The sequence below is a fragment of the Paracidovorax wautersii genome, from assembly GCF_031453675.1.
Classification (GTDB): domain Bacteria; phylum Pseudomonadota; class Gammaproteobacteria; order Burkholderiales; family Burkholderiaceae_C; genus Paracidovorax.
On sequence record NZ_JAVIZX010000001.1, the window covers coordinates 4,087,825 to 4,106,612 of the forward strand.

Here is an 18,788-nt window from a genome sequence, read left to right on the forward strand (position 1 = left end):
TCCGCCGCCATGACGCATCCTCTCTCCCGCCGCGCCTTTACTCTTTCCGCTCTGTCGCTCGCCGCCGGCGGCGCGGCGCCCGCCGTTCAGGCCCAGCCGGATGCCTGGCCCGCACGGCCGGTCAAGCTGGTCGTGCCCTTCCCGCCCGGTGGCGGCACCGACCTGGTGGCACGCGGCGTGGGCCAGAAGCTGGCGGAGCGGCTGAAGCAGCCGGTGGTGATCGACAACCGGCCCGGCGCCTCGACCATCATCGGCTCGGACGCCGTGGCCAAGGCCGCGCCGGATGGCTACACGCTGCTGCTGTCCGGCTCGACCAGCTACACCGTCAACCCGGCCCTGCGCAGCAAGCTGCCCTACGACCCGCTGCGCGACCTGGCGCCCATCCTCATCGTCGCGCGCACGCCGCTGGTGCTGGTGGTCAACGCCGAGAAACCCTGGCGGCACGTGAACGACCTCATCGCCGCGGCCAAGGCCCAGCCCCGCTCGCTGCACTACCCCACGTTCGGTCCGGGTTCTGCGCCGCACCTGGCCGGCGAACTGTTCGCCCTGGCCGCCGGCGTGCAACTGCAGGACGTGCCGTACAAGGGCAGCGCGCAGGCCATCCTGGCGCTGATGAGCGGCGAGATCGAGCTGGCCGTGGACACCGCCCCCTCCGTCGCGCCCCACATCAAGTCCGGCAAGCTGCGCGCGCTCGGCATCGTGGGGTCCACGCGGGCGAGCCTGCTGCCCGGCGTTCCCACGCTGGGCGAACTGCGGTTGCCGGACGCGGTGTTCGACGGCTGGTACGCGCTGTCCGCCCCGCGCCAGACGCCCCAGGCCATCGTGGACCAGCTGGCCCGCGAGACCACGGCCGCCATGGCAGACCCCGGCTTGCAAACGCAGCTACGCAACCAGGGCATGGAGCCGGTGGCCATCGGCGCGGCGATGTTCCGGCAGATGATGGAGCAAGAGATCAGCCGCTACCGCGCACTCGCCCACCGGGTGTCCCTTGTGGTGGATTGAGCGCAGCCCCCTCGCAGGTGCGGGCTGCGGAGCGGCCAAGCCAAGAAAAAAGCCCGCTTGCTGCGGGCTTTTTTGTGGCGGCGTCTTTCCGATCCGCCGGGTGGGGCGTTGCGGCCAGTGGCCAACGCGTCAGAATGTTTCCCAGTCGTCGTCCGAGCCTGCCGTGGGCTTGTTCCGCGCAGGCGCGGGAGCTGGCATGGCCGCGGGCGCTGGCGCGGCGGGCCGTGGGGTGTGCGACCTGGACGGCGCCTTGGCGGCTGCCGCAGCGGGCTTGGCCGGCGCGACCGATGAAGCCGGCCCCGCAGCCGGTGCCGGGGTCGGTGCAGATCTTGACGAGGCCAGTGCCAAAGCCTTGTGGGCCGAGGCCACAGCGGGAGCGGTCGCAGACTGCGCCGCAGGTGCAACGGCCGCAGCCGGTGCCACGGACGCGCTCACCGACGGCCGCGCCATTGCGGCCGCCCCGCCCTGCGGCAGGCGGAACACCGCCACCGCCTCTACCAGCTGCCCGGCCTGCGTCTTCAGGCTACCCGCCGCTGCCGCACTCTCCTCCACCAGCGCCGCGTTCTGCTGCGTCGCCTGGTCCATCTGCGTGATCGCCTCGCCCACCTGGCCCACGCCCGCGCTCTGCTCGCTGCTGGCCGCGCTGATCTCGCCCATGATGTCCGTCACCCGCCGGATGGCGCTCACCACTTCCGTCATCGTCGCGCCCGCGCGGTCCACCAGCTGCGTGCCCTGCTCCACCCGCTGCACGCTGGTGCCGATCAGCGCCTTGATCTCACGCGCCGCCTCGGCGCTGCGCCCGGCCAGGGCCCGCACCTCGCCGGCCACCACCGCAAAGCCCCGGCCCTGCTCGCCGGCGCGGGCCGCTTCCACGGCCGCATTGAGCGCCAGGATGTTGGTCTGGAAGGCGATGCCGTCGATCACGCCGATGATGTCGGCGATCTTGCGGCTGGCGTCGTTGATGCCCTTCATGGTGTCCACCACTTCGGCCACCACTTCGCCGCCCTGGGCGGCCACGGTGCTGGCGCTCATGGCCAGCTGGTTGGCCTGGCGGGCGTTGTCGGCGTTCTGGCGCACGGTGGAGCCCAGTTGCTCCATGGATGCGGCGGTTTCCTCCAGCGCGCTGGCCTGCTGTTCGGTGCGGGCCGACAGGTCGTTGTTGCCCTGCGAGATCTCGGCGCTGGCCGTGGCCACGCTCTCGGCGTTGCTGCGCACGCCGGACACCACGCGCGTGAGGTTGTCGCGCATGTCCACCAGCGCCTGAGTGAGCTGGCCCAGTTCGTCCTTGCCATGCACCGTGAGGTCGACCGCCAGGTTGCCCTGGGCGATCTCGCGGGTGGCCGCCACGGCCTGCACCACCGGCCGGGTGATGAGGCGCGTGATCCACAGGCCCAGCAGCGCCGCGATGGCGACGGCGGCGATCAGCACCGCGGCGACGGCACCCCGCGCCTGGCCGTAGGCGCCCTGGGAATCCTCATAGGCCTGCGCCGATCCGTCGGCGTTGATCTTGGCCAGCTGCCCGACGGTTTCCGCCAGCGCCGCAAAGGCTTGCTGAGAGTCTTGCTTGAGCAGGCGGGCGGCGTCCGCATAGCTGAAATCGCCGGCGGCGACCAATTCGACCAGCTGCGCCTGCACCTTGAGATAGGCGTCGCGCTGCGCCTTGTAGCGTTCGTAGGTCTGCGCTTCCGAGGGGGTGATCATCTCGGCATAGCGCTTTTCGCTCTCGGCCAGCGCCTGCACGTTGCGCTTGAGTTCGTCCTCCAGCCGCATCTTCTCGGAAGCATCCGGCGTCAGCACCAGCGCGACTTCGGTGGCGCGCATCTGGTTGGCCGTGGCGCGCATGTCGCCCAGCGCCTGGATGCTGGGCAGCCAGTTGGTGGCGATGTCCCGGGTGTCCCCGTGGATCGATGTGAGCTGCAGCATGGCGATGCCGCCCTGCAACGCACTCAGCAGCACCAGGGCCAGAAAGGCCAGGCCCAGTTTCACCCCCACGCGCATGTCCGACAGACCCATGGCGACACCCCTCTACGACACAACAATGATGGAACGCAAGAACGGAAAAAGTCAGGGACGGCGGTGGCCGCCCCGCTGGCGCCGGTGGCTCAGGCCTGGGTGGCCGAGCGCACCAGCCCCATGTCGGCGCTGCTCAGCAGGGACTCGATGTCCATGACGATGAGCATGCGCTCGCCGACGGTGGCGATGCCGCGGATGAAGGCCGCGTCCACCTGGCTGTCGAACTGGGGCGCGGGCTTGATGTCGCTGGCCTGCAGCGCCACCACGTCGGCCACGGCGTCCACCACCGCGCCCAACACGGCGTTGCCCACGTTGAGGATGATGACCACGGTGAAGTCCGTGTACTCGGCCTGCGGGCAGCCGAGCTTCAGACGCAGATCGATGATGGGCACGATCACGCCGCGCAGATCGATCACGCCCTTGATGAATTCCGGCGCGTGGGCCATGCGCGTGGGCTGCTCGTACGAGCGGATCTCCTGCACGCGCAGGATGTCGATGCCGTACTCTTCCTGGCCCAGGCGGAACGTGAGGTATTCGCCAGGAGACTGGCCCGCGCCTGCGGTGCTGCCGGAGGTGCGGGGGGTGGATGAAAACGACATGGCGATCCTTCTAGCTGCGATGGGAACCCCGCCTGCGGTGGCCCGTCAGGCGGCAACAGGCCAGCATAGCAGCCCGTCGTTACGTTCGCTGACAATTTACACATTCCCGCAGGCGGCGGCGGGCCTTGGTCGTGGCGCATTCCCCGGCCCGCCATGAAAAAAGCCTGCAGGCGAACCTGCAGGCTGTCACGGGAGCGCGCGCGGGCAGGCGATCAGGCCTGTTGCGCCTTCTCGTGGTTGGCCACGCCGTCCAGGATTTCCTTGTGGGCGGCTTCGATGCCTTCCCAGCCCAGCACCTTGACCCACTTGCCTTCTTCCAGGTCCTTGTAGTGCTCGAAGAAGTGGCTGATGGCCTTGAGCTTGCCGGGCTCCACATCGTCCAGCGACTGGATGTGGGCGTACGACTTCAGGATCTTGGTGGTGGGCACGGCCAGCACCTTGCCGTCCACGCCGGCTTCGTCTTCCATCTTCAGGATGCCCAGCGCGCGGCAGGGCACCACCACGCCCGGCGGAAGGCGGTAAGGGGACAGCACCAGCACGTCCACCGGGTCGCCGTCGCCCGACAGCGTCTGGGGCACGTAGCCGTAGTTGCAGGGGTAGTACATGGCCGTGCTCAGGAAGCGGTCGACGAAGACGGCGCCGGTTTCCTTGTCGACCTCGAACTTGACCGGATCGGATTCGGCGGGAATCTCGATGACCACGTTGAAGGCGTCGGGAAGCTTCTTGCCAGGGGTGACGTTGTTGAGGGACATGCGTTCTCGAAAAGAAAGGTGGATGGGAAAGCGAAATCGCTCCCGGCACCGGGCCGGGATTCCTCCGGGATTTTAGGCGTTCGCACCCGCCCCCCCGGCGCCGCCCTCGCCCCAACGGCGGCAGGCGCCTGTGCCGACGCCGGCCGCAGCCGCCATGCGCCAGCACCGCAAAGTCGCACCGCTACTTAATTGATAGCAACTTGCGCTTGCTGTATCTGCGCCAGCAGCCTGAAAGGCTTCAAACGCCGGCGACGGCGGGCTGCGGACGCAGCCGCACCGGCCCCGAACGCGCTTCGATCTGCTGCCGCACTTCCTTGCGCAGGCCCAGCGTAAAGCCCAGTTCGGCCGCCACGAACAGGGGCCCGATGAGCAGGCCCACCAGATCGTCCACGAAGGCCGGCTTGCGCCCCTCGTAGTGATGCCCGACGAACTGGATCACCCAGCCGACCACGAACAAGCCCATGCCTGCGCCCAGCCACAGCGCGGTCGCCTGGCCGGCCAGCCACTGGCCCACGGCCAGCATCGCCGCCAGCACCAGGGCCATGGTGGCGCCGTAGCGGGTGTCCAGGCGGAAGTAGAACAGGCAGCTCGCCAGGGCCGCCAGTAGCGCCAGCGACAGCGGCAGGCCGCCCACCGTCCACGCCGGCCGCGACAGCAGCACGGTCACGGCCAGCATGATCATGGGCACGCCCACGAAATGGGTGCGGATGTTGCGCGGGTCGCGGTGGTAGTCCGCGTACTGCGACAGGTGGTCGATGAGGTTCTTGCGCATGCCGGTCTCCTGTGTCGTGTCGTCGTTGTGCCCGGGCCTGCCCCGGGATGGCCCTCTGTCCCGGGGCGGCTGGGTGGCCGAATAATCGGCCGCGGCAGGCCTTGATGTCTGTCAGGCAGCCGACACAACCCCTCCCGCCTCCCACCCGATGAGCACCGTCTCCGATCACCTGCCCACGCTGGCCCGCGGCCGCTGGTTTGCCGGCCTGCCCGCCGAGCTGGCCCAGGCGCTCCTGGGCATGGCGCAGCTGCGCGCCCTTCAAGCCGGCGAGGCGCTGTTCCTGCGCGGCGATCCGGCCTGCGGGCTGTATGCCGTGGTGCGGGGGGCCATCGACATCTCCGGCGCGGGCGGCCACAGCGACCAGGGCCGCGCGGCGCTGCTGACACGGCTGGAGCCACCGGCCTGGTTCGGCGAGATCGCGCTGTTCGACCGGGCCGTGCGCACCCACGACGCGCGTGCAGCGGCCGCGTGCACGCTGGTGCATGTGCCGCAGGAACCGCTGCTGGCCTGGCTCGACCACCACCCGTCGCACTGGCATGCGCTGGCCCTCCTGCTGACCGACAAGCTGCGCACCGCCTTCATCGCCATCGAGGAACTGGCCCTGACGCCCGCACCCCAGCGCCTGGCACGGCGCCTGGTGATGATGGCCGAGGGCTATGGGCAGTGGAGCGGCAGCGCACCGGCATCACGCCGCAGCATCGCGCTGTCGCAGGAGGATTTGTCGCTGATGCTGTCCATTTCGCGCCAGACGGCCAACCAGATCCTGCGGGACCTGCAGGCTCGCGGGCTGGTTCGCGTGCACCGGGGAGCCATCGAGATCTGCGACTTGGATGGGCTACGCGCCGCGGGCGGGTAGCCACATGCGCCCGTCAGCGGGGAAAAGCGGAAAGAAGAAAAACGAAGGCGCCGGGCTCCGCGGAGCGGCAGCGCCGGCCGGGCCGCGTCAGGCCTTCTTGCGCGAGCCCAGCCGCGACTCGGTGCCGGCCATCAGGCGCTTGATGTTCTCCTGGTGCCGCCAGGCCAGCAGCCCCGCCATCACCGCGATGGCCACGCCCACGCGGGCATCCATGGTCCAGAACACGCCGCCGAACAACACGTAGTACAGCGGCGCGAACACCGCCGCGGCCAGCGAGGCCAGCGACGAATAGCGGAAGAAGAACGCCACGATGATCCAGGTGAGCAGCGTGGCCAGCCCCAGCCAGCCGCTGATGCCCAGCAGCACGCCCAGCGCCGTGGCCACGCCCTTGCCGCCTTCGAAGCGGAAAAATACCGGCCACAGATGGCCCAGGAAGGCGGCCAGGCCCACCAGGGCCATGGTGCCCTCTTCCAGCCCGTACGGCTCGCCGAACCAGCGCACCAGCACGACCGGCAGCCAGCCCTTCACGGCGTCCAGCAGCAGCGTGATGATGGCCGCGGCCTTGGAGCCCGAGCGCAGCACATTGGTGGCGCCGGGGTTCTTGCTGCCGTAGGTGCGCGGGTCGCTCAGCCCCATCACGCGGGTGACGATGACGGCGAACGACAGCGAGCCCAACAGGTAGGCAGCGAGGGTGGCGAGGACGGGATACAGGGCGGTCAAGGTGTTGTCTCTTGTCGTGAAGGCGGGTCACCCGCGCGGGCAGGAAGCCTGGCAGGTGCGTGCGGCGGCACGCCGCGCGCAAAGGCGGCCTATTCTGCCAGCGCGCACTGCACCGGCCGCGCACCGAGCCACTGCACGCACACCTGCGGATCGATCTGGACCAGAAAACCGCGCCGCCCGCCGTTGATGGCGATGCGCGGCAGCGCCAGGATGCTCTCCTCGACATAGACCGGCATGTCGCGCCGCGTGCCGAAGGGCGAGGTGCCGCCCACCAGATAGCCGCTGTGGCGGTTAGCCACCTCGGGCTTGCACGGCTCCACCGACTTGGCCCCGATCTGCCGCGCCAGATTCTTGGTGGACACCTTGCGATCGCCGTGCATCAGCACGATCAGCGGCTTGGCGTCCTGGTCCTGCATCACCAGCGTCTTGACCACCGCATGCTCGTCCAGCCCCAGCTGCCGCGCCGACTCCGCCGTGCCGCCATGCTCCACGTACTCATACGGATGCTCGGTGAACGCCACGTGGTGCGCCCGCAGCCACTGCGTGGCCGGCGTCTCGCTCACATGCGCCGTCTTGTCTTTCTTGGCCATGATTTCAAAAATGATAGCTATTAGCGCTTGACAGATAAGCGCCGAAGGCCATTTTCACCCATAAATCACGGTCCCTCGCTACGCAGCCGTCGCACCGCTTCGCCAGCGCCGCTGATGCACAAAGACTCAGAAGGCCGCGGAGCAGGCCAAGCCAGCAGACGCCGTGGAACGGGCTTCGCCCGGCCACTGGCGTCGTCCCTCTTCCCATCGCGCAGCGATGAGAGAAGGGGGAAGCGGCGCAGCCGCTCAGGGGGATGCTCCGAATCACTGCGCCGGGTCGCGCAACTCCCACCGGATCGCATCGATCTGCGCCAGCAGCTCCGGCGACAGCGCCGTGCCCCAGGCGTCCAGGTCCTCGTCCAGCTGGGCCACGGAGGTCACGCCGATGATGGTGCTGGCCACGCGCCAGTTCTGGTAGCAGAACGCCAGCGCCAGCTGGGTGGGCGTGAGGCCATGGTCGCGCGCGAGCTGGTTGTAGCGGCGGGCGGCCACCAGCGATTCGGGCCGGCCCCAGCGCTGTTTGCGCACCGATTCGTAGCGCGCGATGCGCGCAGCCTGCGGCGCGCCCGGATCGGTGGGCGCGTGGTCGTCGAACTTGCCCGTCAGCAAGCCAAAGGCCAGCGGCGAATACGCCAGCAGGCCCACGTCCAGCCGGTGGCAGCTCTCGTCCATGCCGTTTTCCCAGCTGCGGTTGATCAGGCAGTACGGGTTCTGCACGCTGGCCACGCGCGGCAGGCCGTGCTGCTCGGCGAGGCGCACGAACTCATGCACGCCCCAGGGCGTTTCGTTGGACAGGCCCACGTGGCGCACCTTGCCGGCCTTCACCAGCCCGGCCAGCGCGTCCAGTTGCTCGCGGATCGGCGTCTGCGAGGTCTCCTTGGCCGGGTCGTAGTACAGCGCGCCGAAGGCCGGCACGTGCCGCTCAGGCCAGTGGATCTGGTAGAGGTCGATCACGTCGGTCTGCAGGCGCTTCAGGCTGGCGTCGCACGAGGCCACGATGTCGGCCGCCGTCATGCCCTTGCCTTCGCGCACCCAGGGCATGCCGCGCGACGGGCCGGCCACCTTGCTGGCGAGCACCACCTTCTGGCGCACGCCGGGGCGCTTGGCGAACCAGCGGCCCAGGATGGTTTCGGTGGCGCCATAGGTTTCGGCGCGGGCCGGCACGGAGTACATCTCGGCCGTATCGAGGAAATTGACGCCGCGCTCCAGCGCGCGGTCGAGGATGGCGTGGGCATCCGCCTCGTTCACCTGCTCGCCGAAGGTCATGGTGCCTAGGCAGATGGGGGTGACGCGCAGATCGCTCTGGCCCAGCAAAATCGTGTTCATGCAGTGCGGCTCATGGATGGACAAGCGGGGCAGTTTACGGCGTGCCGGCAAAGGCTGCAGGCGCCCGCCGGCACCCGCACAGCCACGCCGGATGCCCGCCCGGCGCGAGCGGGCTCCGCCGCCGCTGTCGCCCCCGGGCCAGCCGGCGGTCCGGCGCTCCGGAATAATCGCGCGCATGTACCAGCCCCTTCGCGCCTTCCGCTCCGAATTCGTTCCCGTCCGCACGCTCAGCTACCACGTCCGCCTGTGGGGAGCGCCCACGCCCGGCAGCGTGCCGCTGGTGCTGATGCATGGATGGATGGACGTCGGCGCCTCCTACCAGTTCGTGGTCGATGCGCTGTCCGAGGCTTTCTTCGCCAACCGCCTCATCCTGGCGCCCGACTGGCGCGGCTTCGGGCTCACCATGCCGCCCGCGCCGTGCGACCACTACGAGTTCTCCGACTACCTGGCCGACCTGGACCACCTGCTGGACCACTATGCGCCCGGCCAGAGCGTGGACCTGGTGGGCCACAGCATGGGCGGCAACGTAGTGACGACGTATGCCGCCGTGCGCCCCGGCCGCATCCGCCGCCTGGTCAACCTGGAAGGTTTCGGCATGCCCGACGTGCCCGCCGCCAAGGCCCCGGACCGCTACGCCCAGTGGCTGGACGAACTGCGCGAGTTCCAGCGCGGCGAAAAGGCCTTGAAGAGCTACGACAGCGCCGACGGCGTGGCCCGGCGGCTGATGAAGACCAACCCCCGCCTGCCCGCCGACAAGGCCGCCTGGCTGGCCACGCAGTGGGCGCGGCCCGACGCGGACGGCCAGTGGCAGGTGCTGGGCGATGCAGCCCACAAGATCGTGCGCCCCCACATCTACCGCGCCGACGAGACGCTGGCGCTCTACGCCCGCATCGCCGCGCCGGTGCTGGCCATCGAAGCCAGCGACGACAGCCTGGGCCAGTGGTTCAAGGGCCAGTACACGCTGGCCGACTACCACGAGCGCCTGCAGCACGTGCCCGACTGCCGCACGGCCCTCGTCGAGGATGCCGCCCACATGCTGCACCACGACCAGCCCCAGGCGGTGGCCGCTCTGATCGAAGAGTTCCTGTCCTCGGCCGCCTGAGCCAAATCTGCGCCAAACGGCCGCCAGCGCCCGCCCTTCATGGGCCTTCCGCTATCGTTATTGATATTTCAGATGCGCGATGCCGGTGCGGCAAGCGCCGGCGCGGGGCATTGGTCCGTCCTGCCCCACCGCATGAGAAAATCGCCGGTTACTTCCCAAGAACACAGGACACGCACCATGGACGCAGAACGCATCAACCTCATCGGCACCACCCTCGAAGACCTGGCTCTGCGCACGCAAGAGTTACGGAGGTATCTTTGACTTCGATGCCAAATTCGAACGCCTGCGCACGGTAAACGCCTCCCTCGAAGATCCTTCCGTCTGGAACGACCCCAAGAAGGCCCAGGAACTGGGCAAGGAACAGAAGTCGCTCTCCAGCGTGGTCGTCACGCTGGACAAGCTCACCCGCGAGCTGGCCGACAACGCCGAGCTGTACGAGATGAGCAAGGAAGAAGGCGATGAAGCGGGCCTGGAGACCATCGAGGCCGAGACCGCCAAGCTGCGCCCGCTGATCGAAGAGCTGGAATTCCGCCGCATGTTCAGCAACGAGGCCGATCCGCTGAACTGCTTCGTCGACATCCAGGCCGGCGCTGGCGGCACCGAGGCCTGCGACTGGGCCAGCATGCTGCTGCGCCAGTACCTGAAATACGCCGAGCGCAAGGGCTTCAAGACCACGGTCGAGGAGGAAACCCCGGGCGACGTGGCCGGCATCAAGAGCGCCACGATCAAGATCGAGGGCGAATACGCCTACGGCCTGCTGCGCACCGAAACCGGTGTGCACCGCCTGGTGCGCAAGAGCCCGTTCGACTCGTCCGGCGGCCGCCACACCTCGTTCGCCTCGCTCTTCGTCTACCCCGAGATCGACGACTCCATCGAGATCAACATCAACCCGGCGGACGTGCGCACCGACACCTACCGCGCCTCCGGCGCCGGCGGCCAGCACATCAACAAGACCGACTCGGCCGTGCGCCTGACGCACATCCCGACCGGCATCGTCGTGCAGTGCCAGGACGGCCGCAGCCAGCACAGCAACCGTGACGTGGCCTGGCAGCGCCTGCGCTCGCGCCTGTACGACTACGAGATGCGCAAGCGCCAGGAAGAACAGCAGAAGCTGGAAGACACCAAGACCGATGTGGGCTGGGGCCACCAGATCCGCAGCTACGTGCTGGACAACAGCCGTATCAAGGACCTGCGCACCAACGTCGAAATCTCCGCCACCCAGAAGGTGCTGGACGGCGACCTCGACGCCTTCATCGAAGCCTCCCTCAAGCAGGGCGTGTAAGACGCGCCCGGAAAGCCCCAAGCCATGATGCGAGAAGGACAAGCCACGGCCATCCACCGCGCCGACTACGCTGCCCCGGCGTACTGGATCGACACGGTGGATCTCACGTTCGACCTGGACCCGGCCAAGACCCGCGTGCTCAACAAGATGCGCGTGCGCCGCAACCCCGCCGTGCCCGCCGCGCCGCTGCGCCTGGACGGCGACGAGCTGAACCTGGCACGCGTGCTGGTCAACGGCGCCGGCACGTCGTTCAAGATGGAAGGCCGCTGCCTGGTGCTGGAGAACCTGCCGGAGGGCGACGCGCCCTTCGACCTGGAGATCTTCACCACCTGCTGCCCCGAAAAGAACACGCAGCTGTCGGGCCTGTACGTGAGCCAGGGCACGTTCTTCACGCAATGCGAGGCCGAGGGCTTCCGCCGCATCACCTACTTCCTGGACCGGCCCGATGTGATGGCCAGCTACACCGTGCTGCTGCGCGCCGACAAGGCCCAGTACCCAGTGCTGCTGTCCAACGGCAACCTGATCGAGCACGGCGAGCTGGACGGCGGCCGCCACTTCGCGCGCTGGCAGGATCCGCACAAGAAGCCCTGCTACCTGTTCGCGCTGGTGGCCGGCAAGCTGGTGGCACGCGAGCAGCGCATCCCGCGCGCGCAGCGGCAACGACCATCTGCTGCAGATCTACGTGCGCCCGGGCGATCTGGAGAAGACCGAGCACGCGATGAACTCCCTCATGGCCAGCATCGCCTGGGACGAAGCGCGCTTCGGCCTGCCGCTGGATCTGGAGCGCTTCATGATCGTCGCCACCAGCGACTTCAACATGGGCGCCATGGAGAACAAGGGCCTGAACATCTTCAACACGAAGTACGTTCTGGCCAGCCAGGCCACGGCCACGGACGTGGACTTCGCCAACATCGAAAGCGTGGTCGGCCACGAGTACTTCCACAACTGGACGGGCAACCGAGTCACCTGCCGCGACTGGTTCCAGCTGTCGCTCAAGGAAGGCCTCACGGTCTTCCGCGACCAGGAATTCAGCCAGGACCTGTCGGGCGGCGCATCCGCCCGCGCAGTCAAGCGCATCGAAGACGTGCGCGTGCTGCGCACCGTGCAATTCCCGGAAGACGCCGGCCCGATGGCCCACCCCGTGCGGCCCGACAGCTACGTCGAGATCAACAACTTCTACACCGTCACCATCTACGAGAAGGGCTCGGAAGTCGTGCGCATGCAGCAGACCCTGGTGGGGCGCGAAGGTTTCGCCCGGGGCATGAAGCTGTACTTCGAGCGCCATGACGGGCAGGCCGTGACCTGCGACGACTTCGCCCAGGCCATTGCCGACGCCAACCCGGACAGCGATCTGGCCCGCCTACTGCCGCAGTTCAAGCGCTGGTATGCCCAGGCCGGTACGCCGCGTGTACGAGCCACCGGCACGTACGACGCTGCTGCCCGCACCTACACGCTGACGCTTGCCCAGAGCTGCGCCCCCACGCCCGGCCAGCCCACCAAGGAACCGTTCGTGATCCCGGTCGCGCTGGGCCTGCTGGGCGAAAGCGGCCGGCCGCTGCCGCTGCAACTGGAAGGCGAAGCCGCCGCCGGCGCTGCCGACCGCACCGTGGTGCTGACCGAGGCCCAGCACACCTTCACCTTCGTGAACGTGGACGAGCCGCCCGTGCCGTCGCTGCTGCGCGGCTTCAGCGCGCCAGTGCTGCTGGACATCGACTACAGCGACGACGCCCTGCTCACCCTGCTGGCGCATGACACCGACGCCTTCAACCGCTGGGAGGCCGGCCAGCGCCTGGCCCTGCGCATTGCTATCAATACAATAGCTGACAGCGCAATCACCGTAAGCGCTGGCGGCCAAATCGACCACAATCTACTACCGGAGCGATTCGTGGCCGCCATGCGCGATGTGCTGCGCCACCCGACGCTGGACGCCGCCTTCAAGGAGCTGGTTCTCACCCTGCCCTCCGAAGGCTACATCGCCGAACAGCTGGACGTGGTGGACCCACAGCGCATCCACGCCGTGCGGGAAGCCCTGCGCGCGCAGCTGGCCACGGCCCTGCAGGCCGACTGGGCCTGGGCCTGGGAGCAGCACCACGACACCGGGGCCTACCGCCCCGACGCCCTCTCGGCAGGGCGCCGCGCCCTGGCCGGCATGGCGCTGAGCATGCTGTGCCTGGCGGCACGCCCGTCGGGCGACACGGTCTGGCCCGGCAAGGCCTACCAGCGTTTCAAGGACGCCGGCAACATGACGGACCGCTTCAACGCGCTGACCGCCCTGGTGACCAGTGGCCATGACTTGGCCCAGCCGGCGCTGGCGCGCTTCCACGCGCTGTTCAAGGACGACGCCCTGGTATTGGACAAATGGTTCGCGCTGCAGGCCGGCACGCCCGACCGCGGCGGCAACGTGCTGCCCGCGGTCAAGCAGCTGATGAAGCATGCCGACTTCAGCATCCGCAACCCCAACCGGGCGCGCAGTGTGATCTTCAGCTACTGCAACGCCAACCCGGGCGGCTTTCACCGCACGGACGCGGCCGGCTACGTGTTCTGGGCCGACCGCGTGCTGGAGCTGGACGCCATCAACCCGCAGGTTGCCGCCCGCCTGGCGCGCGCGCTCGACCGCTGGAAGAAGCTGGCCGAGCCCTACCGCACGGCCGCCCGCGAAGCCATCGCCCGCGTGGCCGCCAAGCCCGACCTGTCCAACGACGTGCGCGAGGTCATCACCCGCGCGCTGGCCGACTGACCGGCCCGACCGATTCCCACCATCCCACAAGGAACCCGTTCATGACCGAACGCATCAGCCTGACCCGCTACCTCGTCGAACAGCAACGCGAGGACGGCCGCATCCCGCCGCAGTTGCGCCTGCTCATCGAGGTGGTCGCCCGCGCCTGCAAGCGCATCAGCCTTTCCGTGAACAAGGGTGCGCTGGGCGGCGTGCTCGGCACCGCCAGCAGCGAGAACGTGCAGGGCGAGGTGCAGAAGAAGCTGGACATCATCGCCAACGAGGTGCTGATCGAAGCCAACGAATGGGGCGGCCACCTGGCCGCCATGGCGTCCGAGGAAATGGACGGCATCTACGTGGTGCCCAACCGCTACCCGCAGGGCGAATACCTGCTGCTGTTCGATCCCCTGGACGGCTCCTCCAACATCGACGTGAACGTCAGCATCGGCACCATCTTCAGCGTGCTCAAGAAGCCCGAAGGCCACCCCGGCGTAACCACGGACGACTTCCTGCAGGCCGGTGCCCACCAGGTCGCGGCCGGCTACTGCATCTACGGCCCGCAGACCACCCTGGTGCTGACCGTGGGCGACGGCGTGGCCATGTTCACGCTGGACCGCGAACAGGGCTCCTTCGTGCTGGTGCAGGAAAACGTGCGCATTCCTGAAGACACCAAGGAATTCGCCATCAACATGAGCAACATGCGCCACTGGGACGAGCCGGTCAAGCGCTACATCGACGAATGCCTGGCCGGCAAGGAGGGCCCGCGCGGCAAGGACTTCAACATGCGCTGGATCGCCAGCATGGTGGCCGACGTGCACCGCATCCTCACGCGCGGCGGCGTGTTCCTCTACCCATGGGACAAGCGCGAGCCGAACAAGCCCGGCAAGCTGCGCCTGCTGTACGAAGCCAATCCCATGGGCTGGCTGGTCGAACAGGCAGGCGGCGCCGCCACCAACGGCCGCCAACGCATCCTCGACGTGGTGCCCCAGCAATTGCACGAGCGCGTCAGCGTGATCCTGGGCTCGAAAAATGAAGTCGAGCGCGTGACGAGCTACCATTCCGGTATATAATTCAAGTCTTCGCCGGTGTAGCTCAGTCGGTAGAGCAGCTCATTCGTAATGAGAAGGTCGGGTGTTCGATTCATCTCTCCGGCACCAAATGAAAAGCCCTGATTCGCAAGAGTCAGGGCTTTTTTCATGTAGTCAGAATGTGCCCGAGAAAACATTATCGAGGCGCGACGCCGCAATCTGCAACCCTTCCGGCGCTACGTGGGCATAGCGCTCGACCATTTCCAACGTTTTCCAGCCGCCCAGGCGTTGCAATTCATGCGTGGGCGTTCCCGCCTGCCGGTGCCATGTGGCGAAGGTGTGCCGCAAGTCGTGCCACCGGAAATCCTCGATCCCTGCACGCTTGAGTGCTGCCCGCCATGCCTTCGTGTTCACCTGCACGATGGGCCTGCCCTCGTAGGTAAACACGTTCGCCGGATGATCGCCCATGCGCTTTTGGAGCACCTGCATCGCAGGCTCATTCAAGGGCACCGCGTGCGCTCTCCCGTTCTTGTGATCCTCTGCCGCAACCCATAGATGCCGCCGCTCCAGGCTGATTTGCCGCCATTGGAGCTTGGTCACATTGCCCTGCCGCAGACCCGTTGCCACCGAGAAGATGGCCATATCGCGCAGATGCTCCGGCAACTGGTCCAGCAGGCGCGCGAATTCCTCTTTGGTCAACGCTCGGATGCGCCCACCCTGATCGCGCAGCATTCCCACCTTGGGGACGCGATCCAGCCATTCCCAGTCGTAGCAAGCTTTGCGCAAGATGGCACGCACCAGGGCCATGTACCGGTTCACGGTCGCAGCAGCCACCCCTTTAGCACGCTTGGCTTTCACTTCATCCAGCAACGCCCGATTGATTTCGTCCAGGGCTTTCCCCCCTAGATACGGATGGAACCAGCGCAGCATGGACTTGTCCCAGGCCTGAACGCTTGTGCGTTGTCTCCATCAGAAAGCGCTCTGCAGCATCGTCCCAGGTGCGGCGCGGCTTCACATCGAGCTTGTCTTGCTCCCAGCGCTCGGCCTTGAGCTTGTCGTGGTACTGCTGTGCTTGGCGCTTGTTGGCCGTGCCGCTGGAGATTTGCAGGGGTTTCAGCTCGCCCTTGATCGGAGCAAGACGTATCCACCAGTACGGCGAGTTTTCGCGTTTGTAGAGGCTCATACAACAGCCTCCCGAAGCTCCCAATCCAGCATCGCCGGGTCGTGCTTCACGTGATAGCTATAGGGGTCGATGCGAGCCGGAATGCCAGGGCGCAGCAGCTTATCGACAACCGCCACATAGTCCCCCTGCATCACTTGCATCATGAGGTTGACCAGCTTGCCGCAGTGCTGCTTTGCGTTATCGACCGCAGCGTCGAATGCGATCTGCGCAGCTTTCGTCACCGTCTTGATAACGGACTGCTCTTCACTCAGGAACGACAGGCAAGGGTAAGCGCTAGCAAGATAGTGGCTAGGACGAATAAGGACGTCATAGGGGATGAACCGATCTTCCGCACGCCATTCAACTTCGACACGCGTCCAGGGGTTAGAGGAGTCGCCTAGTTGCTTACCCTTTTCGTAGATGCGGGCGTACTTGCCGCTGGCCCGGTTGCCAATGCCGAGCGTTCGACCCTTGGTAGATGCATCCCCTTCAAGCCAGTCGCCATAGCACGCATGAATGGGCTTACGCCCGCCCGCGTTGAAGCCACCGCCCTGGTACTGCTGGATGGCCCAGGCGATGGACACCAGATGCCCTGCGAAGTCGTCATAAGCCAAATCGGCGCGCTTGATAGTAGCCCTGTGACGCTCCAGCCAGCAGGCCAGATCGGCCCACCTAGACACCATCGAACAGCCCTTGCCCATGAGGCTGAAATACACCCTGCCCTTCTGGCTTTCACCTCCCCACGCGATGACGCCTGCGCTATCCCCAAAGCGCGCCGAGAAGCGGAAGCCGTACAAGCCGCGGCGATGCTCCAGGTCTGCTATTTCCATGAACTGGGCCATTTCCCGCAGCACCCAGGCGTAGGACTGTTCATCGGGCGGTACCACAGAGAAAGCCAAAGCATCGACCAGTGCAACGCCTTCGCGGACAGGTTGAACTGGTTCCATGTGCCGAAGCACTGTCGCCCCATATGGCCTGATAAATACTTCAACCCGCTCCCCTGTCTCTGGGTCTAGGTGTGGCGCCTCAACAGTCGTTTCGGGAAGGTTCTTTCTCCCCGTAGTTACTACACGGGGCGACGATGCCGCCTCGCAGCGTGCCGCTGACGCGTCCCGCAACGATGCGTCATCGCCGAGCCGTGCGCGTGATTCTTGGGAAAACTCCATAACGAACTCCATGCGTGTGAGTTCGCCGCAGGCATGCAGCAGCGAACCCGATTGAAGGGATTCGCAACAGCATTCTGAGGAGTAGGAGGAGTGCCAGTGCTTCTAAGCTGTTTAGCAGGGGGCATCGTGCGTCAGGCCCAAGTTTCCTGCATCTGGCGTTTGATCTGTAGCGCGTGTTTCGCTGGACGAGTTTCCGTGCGCCGACCGTTAGTTGCCCCTCAATGCTACCGCGAAGCTCTCATTCAGAGCAAGCGCTATAGCCAACGCGCCGAGGCTTCATCGGCCTCAACGTCATCAACATGGCGGAACTGGTACGTGACGCGGCGACGTTCGCGATCACAAGAAGCGATCAATTTGAAGCGCTTTCCGATTACCTGGACTAGCAATGGATCATCGGACAACAGGTCAGCAATCCGCATAACGTAGTAGTCCTCCGCAATCAGGGATACTTGAGGTGCTGCTTTGTTTTTCATAGCGCCGTTCCCATAGCATGCGCTGCGTCACCAGGGGGCTGCGCCCCCTCCTTGCGCTTCGCTCCAGCCCCCGAGGTGGCTTCGCCCCCTCCGCTTCGCGGCACCTCCCCCAATACCTGCCGACCAGGAATAAACGCTCTGCGCATATGTAGCTCCGATGTAGTTCAAAGGTTGAAAACACCGGGTACAAACCGACTCGCGTCAGAGAGAGGCCATCCCGGGAGGCCTTCGTAATGAGAAGGTCGGGTGTTCGATTCATCTCTCCGGCACCAAACAAAAAAGCCCTGATTCGCAAGAGTCAGGGCTTTTTTCATGGCACTATCGCGCATCCCGCAACGCGTTGCAACAATTGCGTAGCCACTGCTGGCGACGATCCCAAGGACAAAGTGGCTAGACTGCTGCGGTCATCCAACAGAGGGAATACCGTGAAGCAGATACCCGTCGCCATTGCCTGTGCCATCTTTTCCTTGGGTGCAGCAGCCATCGACCTGGCCGCCTATCCGCAGGTCTTCGGCGGTCCACAGGGCATGGAGGTCGTCCTCGCCCCCAGCAAGGACGGCAAGCAAGCCTTGATGCAGGTGAGCGGCGTCAACCACCCCATCGACAAGGTCGTCTTCCTCGGGCAGCAGGAGCAGCGCGGTGCGTCGACACAGGCTTACGTGACCACGCTCGACGGACGCAGCTACGGGCTGGTGCACAAGCAGACCAGTCCGTACGGCGGTGGCGAACAGTACGTGGTCTACCTACCTGGGCAACAGGGCGCGACGGCCCTGTCCTACGACCAGAAGAAAAGCAAGGCGCTCGACACGGCAGCGCTGCAAGCCACCTACCAGCGCCAGGAGAAGGAGGGCGTCCAGTCCCGGCTGGCGCGATTCGACAAGGACAAGCGCATCGCCTCCACCGCGCAGGCCCTGCAGCGCGCGGACCAGACGGCCAGCGAGTCGTGCGGCAGCCAGGTGAAAACGATGGTGGACTGGAACTCCATCAGCGAAGACCAGCTCAAGACGCTGAGCATCGCCGGCTATTGCGGCGAAGTGGCGTCTCAGCTGGACAATCTGTGCCGCAGCACGCCCGCCGTCAAGCCCAAGGTGGCCGCCATGGGCCAGGTGACGTGCCAGTTCGGCCCGGAAATGAAACTGCGCACAGAAGGCCAGCGCCTGGTCTTCACTACGCAGCAGGACGCCCCCAACCAGGGCGACTTCATTCTTCAGTTCCTGCGCAATCAGTAG

At 66.5% G+C, this 18,788-nt stretch carries 17 protein-coding genes, 1 tRNA gene and 1 pseudogene; 8 read left to right on the plus strand and 11 right to left on the minus strand.

Translation table 11 applies throughout. From position 1 onward, the window contains the following. Positions 1-9: 9 nt before the first annotated feature. Entirely contained in the window at positions 10-1,002 is a 993-nt protein-coding gene (locus tag QE399_RS18395) for a Bug family tripartite tricarboxylate transporter substrate binding protein (RefSeq protein ID WP_309831026.1), read from the plus strand. 129 nt (positions 1,003-1,131) lie between these two features. Here QE399_RS18395 and QE399_RS18400 read toward each other — a convergent pair whose 3' ends face one another. From QE399_RS18400 to QE399_RS18415, 4 genes are all read right to left on the minus strand, one after another. Further along, a complete protein-coding gene (locus QE399_RS18400) occupies positions 1,132-3,015 on the minus strand; it encodes a methyl-accepting chemotaxis protein (protein ID WP_309831028.1) in 1,884 nt (627 codons plus the stop codon). Positions 3,016-3,104: 89 nt separating this feature from the next. Next, complete coding sequence (locus QE399_RS18405; RefSeq protein WP_309831030.1) at positions 3,105-3,614, minus strand: chemotaxis protein CheW; 510 nt, start codon at positions 3,612-3,614, stop codon at positions 3,105-3,107. A 212-nt stretch (positions 3,615-3,826) separates the two neighbouring features. After that, entirely contained in the window at positions 3,827-4,366 is a 540-nt protein-coding gene (gene ppa, locus QE399_RS18410) for an inorganic diphosphatase (protein ID WP_309831032.1), read from the minus strand. Positions 4,367-4,604: 238 nt separating this feature from the next. Continuing rightward, positions 4,605-5,138: an Mpo1 family 2-hydroxy fatty acid dioxygenase gene (locus QE399_RS18415; RefSeq protein WP_309831034.1), complete on the minus strand. Its 534-nt coding sequence runs from the start codon at positions 5,136-5,138 to the stop codon at positions 4,605-4,607. Between the two features lie 148 nt (positions 5,139-5,286). Between QE399_RS18415 and QE399_RS18420 the strand changes: the two genes are divergently transcribed. After that, the gene (locus QE399_RS18420; RefSeq protein ID WP_309831036.1) at positions 5,287-5,994 is read left to right on the plus strand and encodes a Crp/Fnr family transcriptional regulator; all 708 of its coding nucleotides are present in this window, start codon (positions 5,287-5,289) and stop codon (positions 5,992-5,994) included. A gap of 87 nt (positions 5,995-6,081) precedes the next feature. Here the strand turns inward: QE399_RS18420 and plsY are convergent, their stop codons facing one another. From plsY to QE399_RS18435, 3 genes are all read right to left on the minus strand, one after another. Next, entirely contained in the window at positions 6,082-6,714 is a 633-nt protein-coding gene (gene plsY / locus QE399_RS18425) for a glycerol-3-phosphate 1-O-acyltransferase PlsY (protein ID WP_309831038.1), read from the minus strand. Between the two features lie 89 nt (positions 6,715-6,803). After that, a complete protein-coding gene (gene ybaK / locus QE399_RS18430) occupies positions 6,804-7,304 on the minus strand; it encodes a Cys-tRNA(Pro) deacylase (protein ID WP_309831040.1) in 501 nt (166 codons plus the stop codon). Positions 7,305-7,568: 264 nt separating this feature from the next. After that, positions 7,569-8,630, minus strand: a complete 1,062-nt coding sequence (locus QE399_RS18435; protein WP_309831042.1) for an aldo/keto reductase — start codon at positions 8,628-8,630, stop codon at positions 7,569-7,571. Between the two features lie 175 nt (positions 8,631-8,805). Here QE399_RS18435 and QE399_RS18440 point away from each other — a divergent pair, with 175 nt between their 5' ends. From QE399_RS18440 to QE399_RS18460, 5 genes and pseudogenes are all read left to right on the plus strand, one after another. Then, positions 8,806-9,732, plus strand: coding sequence for an alpha/beta fold hydrolase (locus tag QE399_RS18440; protein ID WP_309831044.1), 927 nt, complete (start codon positions 8,806-8,808; stop codon positions 9,730-9,732). Between the two features lie 177 nt (positions 9,733-9,909). Next, positions 9,910-11,014, plus strand: a protein-coding gene (gene prfB, locus QE399_RS18445; RefSeq protein ID WP_309831046.1) for a peptide chain release factor 2 whose coding sequence is annotated in 2 segments (ribosomal slippage) — positions 9,910-9,990 and positions 9,992-11,014 — 1,104 coding nt in all. Because the reading frame shifts where the segments join, the coding sequence is not laid out codon by codon here. A gap of 27 nt (positions 11,015-11,041) precedes the next feature. After that, a pseudogene (gene pepN, locus QE399_RS18450) lies at positions 11,042-13,751 on the plus strand (aminopeptidase N). 41 nt (positions 13,752-13,792) lie between these two features. Beyond that, entirely contained in the window at positions 13,793-14,800 is a 1,008-nt protein-coding gene (locus QE399_RS18455; protein WP_309831048.1) for a class 1 fructose-bisphosphatase, read from the plus strand. A gap of 11 nt (positions 14,801-14,811) precedes the next feature. Continuing rightward, a tRNA-Thr gene (locus QE399_RS18460) sits at positions 14,812-14,887 on the plus strand. 45 nt (positions 14,888-14,932) lie between these two features. Here the strand turns inward: QE399_RS18460 and QE399_RS18465 are convergent. The 4 genes from QE399_RS18465 to QE399_RS18480 form a co-directional block, all read right to left on the minus strand. After that, entirely contained in the window at positions 14,933-15,688 is a 756-nt protein-coding gene (locus QE399_RS18465) for a tyrosine-type recombinase/integrase (RefSeq protein ID WP_309831049.1), read from the minus strand. Continuing rightward, positions 15,618-15,941 (minus strand): hypothetical protein, encoded by a 324-nt coding sequence (locus tag QE399_RS18470; protein ID WP_309831051.1) that lies wholly within the window; start codon positions 15,939-15,941, stop codon positions 15,618-15,620. The genes QE399_RS18465 and QE399_RS18470 overlap by 71 nt, the downstream gene beginning before the upstream one ends. Further along, on the minus strand, positions 15,938-16,867 hold the full coding sequence (locus tag QE399_RS18475) for a replication initiation factor domain-containing protein (protein WP_309831054.1): 930 nt from the start codon (positions 16,865-16,867) through the stop codon (positions 15,938-15,940). Before QE399_RS18475 ends, QE399_RS18470 begins: the two co-directional genes overlap by 4 nt. Before the next feature lie 473 nt (positions 16,868-17,340). Continuing rightward, entirely contained in the window at positions 17,341-17,559 is a 219-nt protein-coding gene (locus tag QE399_RS18480) for a hypothetical protein (RefSeq protein ID WP_309831056.1), read from the minus strand. A gap of 425 nt (positions 17,560-17,984) precedes the next feature. Here QE399_RS18480 and QE399_RS18485 point away from each other — a divergent pair, with 425 nt between their 5' ends. Next, entirely contained in the window at positions 17,985-18,788 is an 804-nt protein-coding gene (locus QE399_RS18485; protein ID WP_309831058.1) for a hypothetical protein, read from the plus strand.